This window comes from Sphingobacterium sp. UT-1RO-CII-1, assembly GCF_026711005.1.
Classification (GTDB): Bacteria; Bacteroidota; Bacteroidia; order Sphingobacteriales; family Sphingobacteriaceae; genus Sphingobacterium.
On record NZ_JAPPVJ010000002.1, the window covers coordinates 680,740 to 697,626 of the forward strand.

10 protein-coding genes are annotated in these 16,887 nt (G+C 38.8%); 3 read left to right on the forward strand and 7 right to left on the reverse strand.

All coding sequences use genetic code 11. The features are described 5' to 3' along the window. Positions 1-39: 39 nt before the first annotated feature. From ORI89_RS06795 to ORI89_RS06810, 4 genes are all read right to left on the reverse strand, one after another. On the reverse strand, positions 40-3,435 hold the full coding sequence (locus tag ORI89_RS06795; protein ID WP_268229690.1) for a TonB-dependent receptor: 3,396 nt from the start codon (positions 3,433-3,435) through the stop codon (positions 40-42). 89 nt (positions 3,436-3,524) lie between these two features. After that, positions 3,525-4,721, reverse strand: a complete 1,197-nt coding sequence (locus tag ORI89_RS06800; RefSeq protein WP_268229691.1) for a FecR family protein — start codon at positions 4,719-4,721, stop codon at positions 3,525-3,527. A gap of 68 nt (positions 4,722-4,789) precedes the next feature. Then, positions 4,790-5,356, reverse strand: a complete 567-nt coding sequence (locus ORI89_RS06805) for an RNA polymerase sigma factor (protein WP_268229692.1) — start codon at positions 5,354-5,356, stop codon at positions 4,790-4,792. 424 nt (positions 5,357-5,780) lie between these two features. Next, entirely contained in the window at positions 5,781-6,725 is a 945-nt protein-coding gene (locus ORI89_RS06810; protein ID WP_268229693.1) for a hypothetical protein, read from the reverse strand. A 276-nt stretch (positions 6,726-7,001) separates the two neighbouring features. Between ORI89_RS06810 and ORI89_RS06815 the strand changes: the two genes are divergently transcribed. The 3 genes from ORI89_RS06815 to ORI89_RS06825 all read left to right on the forward strand — a co-directional run bounded on the left by ORI89_RS06815 (position 7,002) and on the right by ORI89_RS06825 (position 9,330). Further along, positions 7,002-8,009, forward strand: coding sequence for a helix-turn-helix domain-containing protein (locus tag ORI89_RS06815; protein ID WP_268229694.1), 1,008 nt, complete (start codon positions 7,002-7,004; stop codon positions 8,007-8,009). A 270-nt stretch (positions 8,010-8,279) separates the two neighbouring features. Further along, positions 8,280-8,771: a MauE/DoxX family redox-associated membrane protein gene (locus tag ORI89_RS06820; protein WP_268229695.1), complete on the forward strand. Its 492-nt coding sequence runs from the start codon at positions 8,280-8,282 to the stop codon at positions 8,769-8,771. Positions 8,772-8,979: 208 nt separating this feature from the next. Continuing rightward, positions 8,980-9,330: a hypothetical protein gene (locus ORI89_RS06825; RefSeq protein ID WP_268229696.1), complete on the forward strand. Its 351-nt coding sequence runs from the start codon at positions 8,980-8,982 to the stop codon at positions 9,328-9,330. A gap of 51 nt (positions 9,331-9,381) precedes the next feature. On the opposite strand, the gene ORI89_RS06830 is transcribed toward ORI89_RS06825, so the two are convergent. From ORI89_RS06830 to ORI89_RS06840, 3 genes are read right to left on the reverse strand one after another with little or no spacing between them, the layout of a single operon-like run. Beyond that, entirely contained in the window at positions 9,382-10,737 is a 1,356-nt protein-coding gene (locus ORI89_RS06830) for a RagB/SusD family nutrient uptake outer membrane protein (RefSeq protein ID WP_268229697.1), read from the reverse strand. A gap of 4 nt (positions 10,738-10,741) precedes the next feature. Further along, positions 10,742-13,945 carry a SusC/RagA family TonB-linked outer membrane protein gene (locus ORI89_RS06835; RefSeq protein WP_268229698.1) on the reverse strand — a complete coding sequence of 1,068 codons (3,204 nt, stop codon included), beginning with the start codon at positions 13,943-13,945 and terminating at the stop codon, positions 10,742-10,744. Next, the gene (locus tag ORI89_RS06840) at positions 13,938-16,382 is read right to left on the reverse strand and encodes a TlpA family protein disulfide reductase (RefSeq protein ID WP_268229699.1); all 2,445 of its coding nucleotides are present in this window, start codon (positions 16,380-16,382) and stop codon (positions 13,938-13,940) included. The genes ORI89_RS06835 and ORI89_RS06840 overlap by 8 nt, the downstream gene beginning before the upstream one ends. Positions 16,383-16,887 lie beyond the last annotated feature (505 nt).

Sequence of the window (16,887 nt, forward strand, 5' to 3'; positions counted from 1 at the left end):
GATATTTGTGTTTCCCTAAACATGAGCATTTCATTCATCTTAAAAATCAAATCTAAAGCCCAAGTTTATCTTCCTACTAAACGGAAAGTTTGCATAATCTACGCCCCGTTGTAAATTACCATCCGAATAACCTATCTCCGGGTTATAACCTTTATAAGAACTTAACACCAACAAATTCTCTCCCATCAGATACACATTCATATTTTTCATAAAACTTCTCTCACCTGTTGGAATCGTATACGAAAGAGTCAATGTCTTTAGCTTCACAAAGCTCCCATTCTCTACAAATAGATCCGATGTACGGTGATTCAGGTTAACTCTTTGTGTACTCATCCGTGGTATTTGATTACTCGTTCCTTCACCGTTCCACCTATTCATAGCTTCTGCATACATATTATACGAATACGTCGGATCCAAACCTTGCATGCGATCTGCATTATACAATTGTCCACCAAAATTCCCTGTAACATTTGCCTGCATAGCCAAACCCCTATACGCCACCCCCAGCTGTAGCCCCAATATAGCATCTGGGTTCGGATCTCCTAAATACATCCTATCATTCTCATCTATTACACCATCCCCATTTGTATCCACAAAACGTACATCACCGGGTTTTATATTTCCCTTTCTGCTATCATTCGCTATATAGGCATCGGCATCAATCTCCTGCTGGTTCTGATACAAGCCTTTGGTCTTCCAACCAAAGAAAGAAGCTAAAGGCATATCTTCGTAGGTACGCGATATCTCTTGGGACTGTCTTCCATAAAACAACGAACTGATATAATTATTATCTCCATACAGCTTCGTCACCTTATTCTTAAGCAATGTCAGATTCATTCCCACACTATAGGCCCACCCATTTTCCAACTGCTTTCGGTGTCCCAGCTCAATTTCCCATCCCCAATTTCTCAACTCTCCGATATTCGAATCCGGTATGGTCGCTCTCCCCACTGTTCCCATTGCTACTGCCGGTATCAACATATCTGTTGTACGTTTATCAAACCAAGTTATACCTGCTGTAAGTCCTCCATTATACAATACAGCATCAACCCCTATATTTGTCATGGCCGTTTTTTCCCAAGTAATAAACGGGTTTGCCAAACTTGTGATACGTGCGCCACCTACCCTATCTGGTCCAAACGTATATTTATTACCATAATCGATATTTCTTTTGATCACCGTCAGATATTGCATATCTGCCACTTCTTGATTGCCTAACATTCCCCAATCTGCTTTGAGCTTCAACTCATCAACAAAAGAAACGGACTCCATAAACGCTTCTTCCGATAATTTCCAACCTGCTGAAAAACCTGGAAAATATCCCCATCTATTACCTGGCGCAAACTTCGACGAACCATCGCTACGCATGGTCATTGTCAAAAGATACTTTCCATCAAAACTATAGTTAACCCTTGCAAAAGCAGAAGCCAACTTCTGTGGTACTACATAATTTCCTGTGATTGAATTCATCGTTGCGCCATTATCAAACACAATCTGATCCATATCCTCATCCGCAAAACCTATCTTTTTCACTGTTTGAAAACTTCCCTTCTTCGCCTGCATCGACACTCCAGCTACAGCATCCAAACTATGTTGGTCTATCGTGCGTCGAAAATCCAAATATGCTTCTCCCAAAAGCGTATGATTTCTTTCATCCGTCACACTTAACTCCGCATCATTACGTCTTCTCATTTGTTGCGTTACGCTCGGAAAAAAATCTTTCGCTTGATATACATTCCCCTCAAAACCCACATTTGCCTTCAACTTCAAGCTTTCTACTATACCATATTCCAGCGCAAGAGAAGCCAATATATTGTGGTTATTTTTATTTCTATCCTCTGTAGCCAATTCATACACCGGATTATTAATATCTCCCAATTCATTATTTGCCGATGCTGTCCCCCACTCGCCATTCTCTCCCATTACGGGAATAGCCGGGTTAAAGCGTAAAGCCTGCCACAACACACCAGTATATACAGAACTTGTTGACGGGCTATACCAATTTCTATAGTTATACTGAAAATTCTGCACCAACTTCAATTTATCCGAAATTACATGATTTGAGTTGACCCGAGCAGACAGACGACTAAACTTGGAGCTTAACATTATTCCTTTTTCGTTATAATAACCCAAGCTTGTGAGATACGAAGACTTCTCCCCTCCGCTACGAACACTTAAATCTATATTTTCCAATCTTCCGGTCTGAAACAGCTCCTCTTGCCAATCTGTTCTGGTCTTGCTATAATAATTATCTTTCCAAAACTCGTTAACAGCTATACCATCATTTGTATAACGTTCTTTCTTAAGCATACTCAACTCCTCTGCACCGAGCAAATCTAACTTATTATTTACCTTCGTAATACCCGAATACAGATTAACATTAAATTGTGTCGGCTGCCCCAGCTTCCCTCTTTTCGTCGTTATAAGTATCACACCATTTGCAGCTCTTGTTCCGTAAATAGCTGCCGAAGATGCGTCCTTCAATACTTCTACCTGCTCAATATCATTAGGATTAATATCTGACAGTTTTCCCGAGGGCACCCCATCAATCACCACCAAGGGGTTGGAAGAATTAATACTTCCTGTTCCTCTTATCTGTATCGTTGGTTCTTCGGCCGGCGCCCCTCCATTAGCTACAATCTCCAAGCCTGAAGAGAGTCCTTGCAACGAATTAGACACCTGTCCCATAGGTGCCACACTCAGTTGCTCGGCTTTTATGCTCGACACCGAGCCCGTCAGATCGCTTCTTCTTTGTGTACCATAACCCACAACCACTACCTCGTTCATTTCATTAAACAATGGACTTAACCTCACCTCTATTATCTTTTGGTTGGTCAGCTTCATTTCTTGAGTTTCAAAGCCCACATACGAAAACTGTAAAACTGTCAATGGTTTAGATACTTCAACTTCAAAATAGCCTTCACTATTCGTGATACTGCCATTATTTGTACCTTTCTCCTTCACCGTAACATTTGATAGCACTGCTCCTTTATCATCTTTTACCACTCCCTGCACAAGCTGCTGTTGCTTTCCAAGTTTCACCGTACTCTCCTGTTGATTTTTTTCGATTACTTTACGTGCATGGAGAATTACATTTTTATCAGACATATTATAATCCATGCCATGCGCATGAAGAATCTGAGTCAAAGCAGTGCCTAGACTCTGTTTTTTCAACTTGACATCCAACCGCAAATTAGCTGGTATAAGTGCCGCATCGTAAAATATATTATAACCGCTTTGTCTTTGTACTTCCCAAAGCACATCGATCATTTTTACATTTTTTTTATTTATAGTAACTACTTGTCCCAACGTATTTGCGCCGGAAGACAATATTCCGGTATAGATAAACGCAAGTGCTAATTTCATAGAAAGCGATCGCCCTCTACCCGAACGCATATCCCTTTTTAAAAAAGATATGTTAATTTTTTTATACATTTGTTAATACGGTTTTTTAATTGTTTTGAATTATAAATACTGCACATATCAGGAGCGTTCGCAGCGTTCCTGATACTTTTAGTTTTCTCTTAAAGTGCCTGAACCATTATCCTCCTTTCTTTTATTTTGAACTTCACGCTGTTTGTCATCTCTATCGCCTTTAATAATTTCGCTATATTCTCATACCTAGATATCACTCCAGTAAAACGTATTTTGGGTTTATCCTTTTCATAATCAAAACTCACGTCATACCACCGTGCTATACTGCCCAATACTTCATCCAGTTCAGCGTTATCAAATGCAAATACGCCGTCTTTCCACGACGTTGTATAATACGCACGTACCGTCCGTATATTCAGCTCTTGGGTTCTATCATTAAAAACAGCTTGTTGATTAGGTTTTAGTTCTTTTATTTCTGCATTGCCAAAACTTAGCCGCACAGCACCTTCCACCAGAGTTGTCCGGATAGCATGAGCATACGTATTTACATTAAACTCTGTACCAAGCACCTCCAACTTCTGCTTACCCGAATGCACAATAAAAGGTAAATTCTTAGGGCCTACTTTTTTCCTCTTCACATTGAAGTAAGCCTCGCCCTGTAGCTCAACCTCCCTACTTTCACTACCAAAATACAGTGGGTATTTCAGACTACTGGATGCATTCATCCACACTTCACTACCATCAGGCAAATTCAGCTTATATTCACCTCCTTTTGGTACAATAATTGTATTATACCGTCCGTTTTTCGTGCTAGTGCCGGCATCCATTTTATAAGAAACCTCTCCTTTTTTACCTTTTACCAAAGCATAGCCCTCCATCCGCAGGACAGTATCATTGGGCAGGCTTTCCAAGTCAATCTCCCTCCCGTCCTCAAGTACTACGCGAGCTTTATTATTGCCTGGTACAATACTCTCTTGTAAACCAACAAACACCTCATCTGCTGGCAGTGTCAAAGGACTACTTATCTTCCAAATCGTCAAAGCCCCCCCTATCATAAGCAATACTGCAGCTGCCGTTTTCATATAAAACAAAAGTTTTACTTGCTTATTATCTTTCCGTCGGGCACTATCATCTATCACTTTATTTATCTTCTCAAACAGCTCCGTTCCCCCCAGCTCTTTTGGCGGTAACAAAGCCTCCTTTTCATCCAGCTCAACAAATACTGCTGACAGAAGCTCATCCGAATTTTCACTTTCCACATACTGTTTAAGTTCCTTCAGCTCTTCATCAGCGATGTTGCCATCTCTATACTGTTTTACCAAAAAATAGAGTCTTTCTCTTTTCAATTTATTCTTCCTTTTAAACCTATAATAGCTTAGGTCAATAGAAAGAACTATTGTAAACTGAAAAAAAATTAAATAATTAACGAATACATACGACTAAGCTGTAGTCTTATCTTTTTAGAGGCGGTTGCCAATTGGTTCTTTACCGTATTTTTTGATGTTTTCAAGTCTTGCGATATTTCTTCGCAGCTATACCCGTCCAGTTTATTAAGCCTAAAAACCTGCTGTTCTTTATCGGGCAGATGGTCTACCAACTTATTTATTAAATCTAGAAGGTCTTTACATTCTAAGTGCTCTTCCAAAGTATTACGATCTTCTGTCCAGGTGGGCAGTTGTTCATTTTTGTATCGGGTTGCCACCACGGATCTCCTAAATACCTTTATAAGGTGTCTTTTTATTAAAACAAATAAGAATGGGTAAATTCCGTTTGGCTCTTGTATAGTAATGCGCTTTTCGTGAAGTACTATAAAACATTCCTGAACGGCTTCTTCGGCTACAAAACTGTCTTTGCTAATCGAATATGCAAAGCGGTACAAGGTATCTTTATATTTTTCAAAGATCATACGGAAAGCCTTAGAGTCGCCGCTTTGAAATGAGCGGAACTCTTCAACTGATATATCCTTAACCTGCTGCTTCATACACAAAAACGAGATGCTACAAGGTTAACATTTCGTTATAAAGCTGCTATTAATAGGGTGTTAATTTATCATTAAGGTTAAAAAGGGTATTACAAAAAACAACTCTTCACACCTATTGATAACTTCGTATTTAGCACAGGATACTGTTGCTTGTTTTTATTCGCTCGTTTATAATGCCTTTATTATATTATTATCTTTACCTATTACTTTTTTTGATGAAAGATCTATTACTTTTTCTTGATAAAAAGTAAACAAAAATCAAGACTAGGATGCTGTTTCGCTAAAAGCAGTGCGAAGTCCGGAATGTATTTAAGCCGCTGCGCTTCCAAAATCCATTCTTATCGGACTGCTGCCCTGCTTTCTTGACGCGACAGTATCCGAGGTAGTTCTTGCAACGTTTTGGGAACCGCTGTAATAAATGCGTCTATTTCAACAGCCTTAATTGTGTATCCCAGCCTGCATCCCCCATTTTATTATTGGTCGCAATAAATTTTTTTACATTATCTTCCATTCTTCGCCCTACATCTATCAGTTCTTTTAATTTATCCAGCTCTATTCCTTTATTTCTAAATCGGTACCATACCTCCTCTTCTAGTCTCAATTTTCTAAAATTTTTTATCGGCCAGTCTACATAGAGCATATTCACTTGCACGGTTTCCGAAATTTTCACTATCCAGTTTTTCGCCTCGCATTCTTCCAGCACACCCCTGTCAGGATCGATAATTATTTTCTCGCCTGTCACCAGATACGCCAGATCATAGCGATCTACTTTTTCTAGAAACACAACATACAGCAACATTACCGCACTGTTTTTAAGAAATGACGGTTCTTGCGGGTACTTTCTTCTCAGGTGCATCCGTAGGAAAGCTGTATTTCTGCTGTACTCCCACTTCTGCAAGTCGGAGATCCCATTCTCCTCGCCCATCTCACCCTTAAACAGCTTATACTGCGGGTAAAAATAAACCACTACGGCATAGCTCACCACAGGCAGCAGGAAAAACAAAAACTCTGTCGTCCAATAGCGCGACTGCATCAAACTAAGCTTATGCGTTTCCATTATCACATGAAGCAGCAAGGTATGCGCCCCTACCACTGGCAGCACAACGACAATCAGGTAAAGTGCAAAATACAGCAACATGTTCATACGCCCCTTAAACACGTCCTCTTTCCAAAACATCCAGCTCGACGCACCGCATATCCAAAAGGTATACAGCAGCAGCAAAATCAGCGTACCACACAGCACCACAAAGGCCCTCTTCGACCACAGGTTTATGCTTTGCCCCGACACCAGCTTCCAGCCGTAATTAATCAGTAGCGCCACCATTATATATAACAGTGTTAGGCAAATCAGTTTAGTTAGCTTCCTCATAAGTTATCCATGATTAGAGAATTGCCTATTAAAAGGCCATTCCACCATAAAACATAACATATAAAAACCTAATATAATCATTTTTATTTAAAACACTATTACTCAACCCTGTACAAAAAAAGCACATTCTGTAAAAAAGTCCTTAAATCCTGTGCAAAAAATGTACATTCTGTAAATTCCCCTTTTTTTGCCTTGTTAAAGCAAGCCAATAGTCCTAAACTGCCCGAAACATTTATAAACAAAAAGAATAGTATACACTATTCATCTTTCCACATCATGAAAAAAAGTTTACATATCAATTTACGCGCTTACTTTGGCCGAGCTCTAAACCCGAGCACAGTCGGTCTTAGAGAGCCCGAAGTGTTAATCCGTCATTCGAAACAAAAGCACTATAAGAAAGATTCCGATTGGGCCATTACGCAAGAGTTCGATGGCAGATATGGCTATCTATATTGCCATGAAATAAGCGTAGAGCAAGAAAAAACTATGCCTATCAAGATCAAGAAAAACGATCTACATGTGCTCTACCTAATACAGGGCCAAGAGATTGAATTATATGCTAAAAATAAAAAAGACACCAAAATAGTTTTATCTGCAAAGCGTGCCCGCTACTTCTACCTTCCGACAGGGCGATATTACCTTGTACTGCCCAAAGGCAGAAGCCTACTCTTTGGTTTCTATTTTGACGGTAAGATATTCCGCAGAAATTATGAATTACAATTTGATTTTCTTCTGCCCCTACTGCATGCACAGCGCCAGCAACTCTCAGCGCCTGTTGCCAGCATTGATTTTAAAGTAGCTGAACGAACACATGCTTATATCGAGCAACTCTGCGATGAATTGACCGATGTTGACCTATCCAACGAAAGCACCATATTGACACATTATATTGCCTTGATCAAACTTTCAAAAGAAAAGGTGTTTGATGAGTATAAGATAGAAAGCGCAGACAAAAATTTGGCCACTAAAGCACACAAACTACTTGTGCAAAAGGTACAACACTTGGGACAAGAGTATCGTGTGCATGAGCTCGCACAGTTACTGGATCGAAATGTCGACTATCTCAACAAAATCCATAAAATATATTACGGCTGCTCGTTAAGTGAACTAAAAGACACCACATTACTCGCTATAGCAAAAAAGCTATTGGCCACCTCGCCCTCCATAAGCTCCTGCGCCTACGCTTGCGGTTATAGCTCGGTGTCGGCCTTTACACGTTTTTTCCAGAAGCAAACAGGCAAGACGCCCAGTGAGTTTCTTAACTATACTAAAAAAATGCGTTAACTAAGGGAGCCTAACTTTAAGGAATATGACAAGCAAAACCTCTTATTGCAGAATTGACGCAAGGAAAGGGAAACGGGATATCCACCGAAGAAAGAATACTATCTTTTATAAGCCTGTAGTACGCCCCTGAGCGCTACCACGGAAACTGTATACACAAGACCACGGATTTGGTCAACCCTAGCCCAACAACTGCTATTATCTTTGCTTTAGCTACATACAAGAAAACCACAAGATTTTCTTGGCTGTATAGAAACAAAAAGACAAAGAAACATGAAAGCAGTAGTAGGCGATATTAACAAACATTTCAGGCAGCATCTGACAATCTATCTAGACGCTCTGGCGGTGCTCTGTTCTGCTCTGCTGATCTATCTTTTTGTACAAACAGCTTTGAGCAAAGTATTGCACCATGCGGTGTTTCGTATTCAGATGGGCAAGCAACCGCTCCCGAGCTGGTCAAAACCAATATTGGTTTATGCACTGCCCATTATTGAGTGGACGACCGTGCTGCTGCTCTTATTTAGGCGGACACGCCTTTGGGGGCTTCTGCTTGCAGGGTCTCTGCTGTTTGCCTATACCGTATATGCCTACCTGGCTTATAAAGAAGTGTATGGCTATGTGATCTGTGCCTGCGGGAAAGTGTTTGAAGATATGGGCTGGCGCGAACACTTTTATTTTAACGCCATACATACGCTGGTGGCGCTAGCAGGATTTTATTTCGTTTATAAAAGCAAAACATTAAAAGCAAACAATAAGAAAGAATAAAAACAAACTATGCATAGTGGCTTTCGGCGGGAAGCCGCAAAAAGGGTCTTGAGGACCGGGGAAATAAAGGTAGAACCTTTTGGGATTGCGACAATTTAGATATCAATCTCCGCAAGGAAAAACATAAGAACAGGCAAGTTGCTAAAACGTTCTACCAGGCTTTCCCGCTCTCTGACCAAATATTATAAACAATTAAATTTTTGAAGCTATGAAAAAGCTCATTAAACTTGTGCCTGCGATGGCACTACTATTAGCATTAGGTGTTTACACGGTAAACGCTAAAATGAAAGCAGCTGTTGCGGAAAAGACGCAAACGGAGCAGAAATGGATGTTGAAGTCTCCAAATTTAAACCCTGCAGACCCTGACAATTATGAACCAACAACTGGTAGCATCTCAGATTGTAGAGGAATAGAAGAGGTTTGTATGGTGGAAGCTCCAGCTAGTGCTGAAGATAGTGAAAAGCCTAATTTTAGTGATATTGATGGTTTAGAAGAAGCATTGAGTAGTGATCTTGATCACGAAAATATTCACCTTGCTCCATATACACCAACTTTCTAAAAGACAATATCGTCAATCAAAAGGGCATGTTTTTAGCATGCCTTTTTTTTATTAACGCGGATTTTGTTTTAAACTACTTATTTCTACTACATCAAAAGGAAGAAGAAAAGTGTAACGCAAATCATTGGGAGGTAACTCATAAAGCTCCTTTCCTAACTTTCGTTGTAATGTTTTTTCAAATCTTTTATCTTGATTCAATCTTCTCAAATCCGACCATCGAATCCCTCCTCTAAAAAGTAGTTGTTTTTCACGTTCTTCTAAAACATAACTTAAAAGGCTTTCACTCTTCAAATCATCAGGCACGCCATAACTGCCCGCCACATATCGATTTTTCAATAAATGATTTAACGTGTGCCTTGCGTCAGAATCTTTATCTAATCTAACCTCACATTCAGCTTTTATTAAAAAAACTTCATCTCGAGCCAAACCACCAAATATTGAAGTACCAGTGGCGTTATAATCTCCTTTATATTTTATCGTCTTATCGCCTTCCTTCACAAAAAACAAAGACTTCCTTAAGTCAATTTCTTTAAATTTTTCAAACAAAAGTGTATCCACTTTTGCTCTTGTTTGATTATGGACACTTGCTGTACCTAAACTAACTCCATAGAAAATGACTTCTTTATTTAATAAAGTAAAAGGGAAAGGTAAATTCGCATCTAGTTCACCATAATCAATCAACTCATTATCAACATTTAGAGCTAAGTCAGCATACTTCAATCCTTTTTCATAATCACCTATCACTAAATTTATGCGCGCTAACAAAGCATATGCAGCTTCTTTAGATGGTCGAACTGCAGTATGTGATTTCTCTGGAAGATATTGATGAGCAAGTGTTAGATCCTCTATAATCTGTTTATAAGTTTCCTTTACAGACGACCGATTGACGAGCTCATTGATGTCTGACTCAAGTTGCAGAGGCAAACCATATTCTGAATCTTCCATTCCAATACTGTAATATGGACAATAAAGTTCTGCCAACTGAAATAATGCCATTCCCCTAAAAAAGTAGGCTTGCCCTTTTACATTATCTCTATTCGTTTCAGACTGTCCTCCTAAATCCACCTTATCAATATGATCTAAAACTACATTTGAGTAGAATATTCGATAATATCCATAGGTCCAATCCTGTCTATTCTGTGCATTTTCATCCCAGATATAGGTATTTCGAACATCGACATTTCTCGCCTCCCAGTCTGCTTCTGTGAGGTAATAATAATCTGCTGCCACGTCACCTGCGGCTGGATAATGCATAAGCATTCTATCTTCGTAATCCATTAGTGCCTGTAGATCGCGGATATATCTCGGTATAGCCAATGATTGATCAGGTTTTTCATCCAAATATTCTGTACAACCGAATTGTAGAAGCCCCAATAAGCATATAATATTCAATAAAATACTTCTCATAATCTTAAAATTTAACATTTACCCCTATTCCAATAGTTCTAGGGAAAGGTACTTGTCTTACCTCTGGATCTAAATCAGACTTTGTTTTTTTCCATATAATACCCAGGTGTCTAGCATACAGTGTGGCAGTGAGGCTTTTAACAAGCATATTTTTATTATTATTGCTTATTGAATAAGAAAAATTCACATCCTGTAAACGTATATGATCTCCCCTTTCAACAGTTGCTTCTGATTCTCGATAGAATTCATCTCTACGGTTATTGGATGGATATATCATAGAAGGGACAGTCGTATTGATTTCATCTCCCGGCTTTTGCCAACGCTGATAATAATCTCCATGAGAGAGCGACATACTTGGAGACAAAAGTGATGTATAATTAATAGTTTCACGTCGGAAATAGTAGCCACTTTTAAATTGGATATTTGCTGATAAAGAAAACCCTTTATAGCTGAAAGTATTTCGTAAAGCTCCAAAAGTTACAGGTAAAGCGGTACCATGAAACACTAAATCTTCTAAAGCAATAGCTTGGGTCAAACGTGCATAATCTTTAGACGGTTCTCCTTCTAAATATCCTATAGGATCACCTGTCTCAGGATCCAAACCTTTCCATTTGTAGCTCACCATAGAATAAGCAGGCTGACCAACTATTGGAGATATCGTACTTCCTGACCCACCGACCCAAGAATTATAACTATTTGGCTCAACAAGATATTTCTCAACCGTATTTTTATTTATTGATAAATTCACATGCCCAGACCAAGTAACCCCAGCATATTCCAATCTACTATCTAAAGTAATATCTAATCCTGTATTATTTACAATAGCACTATTTCTTGCAACAGAATTAAAACCTATAGTAGGATCAGTAGTAACCGAATTTATAATATCAGAAGCTTTCTTTTGATAAAACTCAATACTTCCTCTCAAAATATTTTTATTTAAACCAAAATCTACGCCTACATTTATGGTTCTTATATTCTCCCAACGCAAATCTGGGTTAGGAGGGTTATTGACAATAGCATAGGGTAACCTTGCTGTCCTAGTCACTCCCCTATAATCAATAGTCGTAACTGCTGCACCATTTGCCCAGACATTACCACTATACCCATATGTAGTACGGAGCTTTAGAAAGGAAATTAAATCAAACTGATAAAATGGTTCGTTACTTATATTCCATGCCCCTCCGACGGACCATAAAGGTGTCCACTTATCATTGGTTTTCACACCAAATAAATTAGAAGCATCTCTTCTAGCACTAGCTGAAAAAGTATATCTGTCATTATAAGTATAAGCTGCATTAATATAAGAAGATACTAAACGGTGCACTGTACCATATTCGTTGTTAAAGCTTGGTATCAAAGCTCCTCCACTTAAATTATCATAAACAGGCAATCTATCAACAGAATTAACAAGGGATGTGAGTAAAAGATCGTCATCGTACCCAAAGGTTCTGTAACTATTTCCACGATTACTGGTATGTCTTAGCTCAAAGCCTGCGATTGCAGAAACAGAATGTTGACCAAATCTATTATTATAATTGGCTTGTCCACGACCAGAATGCCCATGAATATTAGAATAATACCGATCTAAAATTCCTCCCAATGGTATCTGATGATTAATATTAGCTCCATTTATTTGTGTAAAACGATTGATGAGGTTACGTGTAAAATATGTTTTATCGCTATAATGATGTCTTTCTAGCGTAGGCTGGTATTCATATTGATAGCTCATTTCTCCAGATAGCCCTTTCAATATTTGATATTTTACCCTTGTATTAAATAGAATATTACTCTTCTTAATCGTATTGTCTGCCAACGACAACTCTTCATAGGGGCGATAACGCCAATCTAATACTTCTTCTCTTCCTTCAACTATATCAAGGTAGCTCCCCCTAAGATCTTTCTCGACTACCAATCCATTTCCACTTTCATCTACTAACCGTGCATAAGGGTATAAATTTCTGCCCGACATCATTTGCAAATCTCCAACATGATGATTGTTTTTTTGATCATTTAGTGAATACCTCACTCCCATATCAATTTCCAGATTTTTCAACGGACGTATCGTATTCTGAAAATTTAGAGTCAACCTTGTCAAATCTCTCCCTACAGTATTTGCGCTGTTTTGATCGTACCCTATAGAAAATAACGAAGAATAATTATGCCCTCCTCCACTAAGATTTAAGGCGTACTGCTGGTTTAACCCTGCTCTGTAAAAATACTTGGATAAATCATTACGCATATCATGCGAAGAATAAAACTGCAGCTTCTCTTCAAGTTCATTATCGCTTACTTCCCCTTGTTTGTGTAATTCTAGTAGTTCAATTACTGGTGTGAGCGGAGGTCTGTTGCTCGTATTATTTAACATAGAGTTATATGTCCCTTTATCAAAAAGAAACTGTTCCAGTTCAATATAATCTTTAGAGTTTATCCGAGGACTATAATATAAGTCTGGCTTTTGAATAAAAGTACTATTAGCAATAGCAGAAAGTTGCCATGGTGTATTATCTTTGCCTTTCTTTGTAGTGATAACCAGAACACCATTACCTGCCTTCGCCCCCCATATACTGGAAGCAGCAGCGTCTTTGAGTAAGGTTACACTTTCCACATCATTTGGATTGATACTATTGATATCTCCTTCAAAAGGGAAATCATCCACTACAACAAGTGGACGCATATCTGTAAGCCCCAATGAGGCAACTCCTCGCACTATCATAGCAGCTTCATTGCCTCTCCTCTTATCAAACAGAAGGCCAGGCATAATACCATCCAAACGACTAATGACATCTGAGCCCATCTGCCTGTTAAATAATGTACTATCAACAAATTCGAAAGAACCTGTAGCTCTTTCTTTCGGTATTCTTTGGTAACCAGTATTGACAATGATCTCTTCTATTTCTTTTTTTTCTGTGCTAAGAACTATTGAAAGTGGTAGATTATTATTTTCAAAATCTAATTCGAAAGAACTAAACCCCAGTTTACTGACCACTAAGGTTCCTTTTTTTACATTTACATTTAATGTAAATTCACCTTCTTTATTTGTAACTGTCTTGATTTGACTTCCCTTAAGGGTAATCGTAGCATTCTCTACCACCTCAGAGCTATTACTTTGTACTCTACCCCGAATTATCGATTGTGCAAAAACGCTAGTTTTCACACTTAAAAACAAAGCGATCAGCACTGCATATTTAATAATATACCTACTCATTTTGATCTCCCTCCTTGAGCACATATCCAAATTTGGTTAACTCCAAAGGAGCATTTACAAGATCGGATGTATTAATCCGCCCATCAGAGACCACAAACATATCGATCTCTCTTTCTTCTAACTCAAGCTGTAACCCTTGATTGACAAAACATTTCTGTAATGCATCAATATCCGTTAAATCATCGGGCAGGTCAAAGTCAATGCTATAATCAATGCTACTCTCATCAATGAGAAAAGGAACAGCTCCAGACTTAAGATTATTTAGAAAGTAGACTATATTATTTACCGATGTATTTTTAAAATAGTTCTTTGCCCCATCGGCTGAAAGCCCAACTTTTTGTGGAATGCTTCTATCTTCTACTATTTCATTCAAAACTAAAACAACATTATTCTTGGATTGCAAGGATCTTTTAGTTTCATGATCACCATCCTTTACGATAAGACATGGCATTGAGAGTCTTACTTTTTCAGCATAAAACCCCGACAGCTCAGACAAATCATTATACATTCTTTTTAAAACCTGCTCTTTATTATAAGAAAGAGGTAAAACATATTCATAGGTATAGTCATATATGTTCCAGTTATAACTCGAATTTCTTAGATGATGAAATTCTAATTTACTTGGATTATCTAAGAGCATAACACGTCTATTAGGCATCATTACACTAAATTCTGATTGCGAAGCAATTGATAACAGTCTAAGAATTGGATAATTAATATAAAAACCATGTTTAACCTTACTTAGGGAGTCTATCCTTTCACCCGAAGGCAACATAAACCCATCTAAATAGCCCAATACACTGGTATAGTAAGCAGGCCTTTCATATTTAATATCCGAAAAAGTAAGTGAGAGTAAAGTAGTATCTAGTTTATCTCGGTATTTCGGCAAATAATATTCTTGCTTATTTACCATTCCGCCAATCACATCCTGATTAAGAGCCATTGGATTAGTAATATGCTCTAAAACACCTTCAGTATTAAAAATAGCAATATGAGGTAAACCCTGATGGGGTAAGAGCTCGTTTAAAACTTTATCTTCTACCACTGAAAAAAAGTTGTCTCCCAGTTCACGAATTTGTGGCGAAGCAGTTTTTGCAACAAATTTAGAAATCAATTCAGTTCCTTCATGAGTGACATTAATCAAAGCCACATCATCTGGATACGCATCTACTAATTTGTGCATTTTAGGCATAGATAAAATACAGCTCCCGCACCACGTCGCCCAGTAATCTAAAATTATAACCTTCCCACGATAGTCGGCCAGGCGAATTTCTTTAGTCTTCCCTCCATATTCTACTACCTGCAAAGGCATATTCCATATTTCCTCAGGGATGGTATCCCCTATTTCTAAAGGCTTGATCTCCCCTATCCCAGTTGCCCCGCCTTGGCGGAGCTCCTGAGCCTTTGCTTCCACCACGGAAGCAAAATTAAACAACACACAAAATATCGCTATAACCTGTAAGCCATAGACCATAGGCTTTTTAATATCGTCAGCTCTTTCTTTATCAAGCAGAAAACCATTCGCTTCATTTAAGCTGTTTTGAGAGCTCCTTTTATTTTTAACTAACATAGACCCCACTTCACCCCTAACCCCTCCGCAAATCGACCCAAACCACCTTAAAATCAATCGATTAATGTACAGATCATTCTCCACCTTCCCCTCCTTGCAAGTAAAACGCAGCAATCTATTTACCAGTTCTTCGAGTCGTGTTCGACACTTGTTCGACAATCCTTCGAGTGCTCTTCGACAGTCCTTCGACTGGGCTTCGAGTCGGCTTCGACACTTGTTCGACAATCCTTCGGGTGCTCTTCGACTCGCCTTCGACTGGGCTTCGAGTCGCACTCGAACAGCACTCGAACAACACTCGAACAGCAGTCGAACACCAGTCGAACAAATGTGCACCAAAGTACGACCCAATCTCGAAGCCACCCCGAACCATCCGGCTACCCTAGCCGAAGCGCTCTTAGTGTATGGCCTAAGTATTAGCCAAGTATGCGTGAAGTAGTAACAGTGTATAAGGAGTGTATTAAAAGACATTACACTAGCCATGCTCCATGACCGCTTCATAACTGCTGGTTTCTTGCCTTTATCACCCTTTTTCACACACTTTGTTGTGCCGTTCATGTGTCGTTCATGTGTCAAACATGTGTTGTTGTTGTGCCGTTCATGTGTCAGATATGTATCGAGCATGTGTCGCTGTTGTTCATAGACGGCTTTTAGAAAGTGTAGCCCATGTGTCGAAGCACGTTTCAATTTAAAGGCATCGCCAGTTGTCCCGCGGGCGCGGGACTTCTGAACATTACAACTAAACTGATAATAAAACTTGCCTAAAAAAGACAGCATTAGGCACCTAAAGCCATAAAGGGAAGAGTCAGAGTATTTTATCAGGGGTTTATTAAGGGCATAACAATCCCCTTTGCGTAAAAATCGCATCATAGTAACATAGATTTATAAAATTCATAAATGGTTTATAAAAAATAAAAATCCTATATCGGGGCGCCCTCGTCCATAGGAATACATAAGCATAGTTTGTAGCAAATAAACTATGCATACCCCATTATTCTGGAGGGCAAAAAATGTTTTGAAGTAGTTGTTTTTTCATCATTGCTCCTTAGTTTATAATCGTAGCCGATTGAGCAATGAATCTATGTGAAAGGAATATCCATCAAAAAAAGAGATGGGACAAACCTTATTTTCCAACGAGGGTCGTAGGAGAACCTTAAGCGAAAACAAGAGAATGCCCATCTCTCCTTCTGCTACAAAGGTAGAGATTAGGCATTGATCTCCTGAACTTGCGCTTGATGAAAATTTCCTACGTTTTCGTTAGCAAGATTCAGCGTCAATAGCCAAATAACATAGCGGAAACAGCTATAAATACCACTTCCACTTTTCAAAGGTAAGCATAATTTTGATTTTTACAAATTTTACCGTAGACGATTTG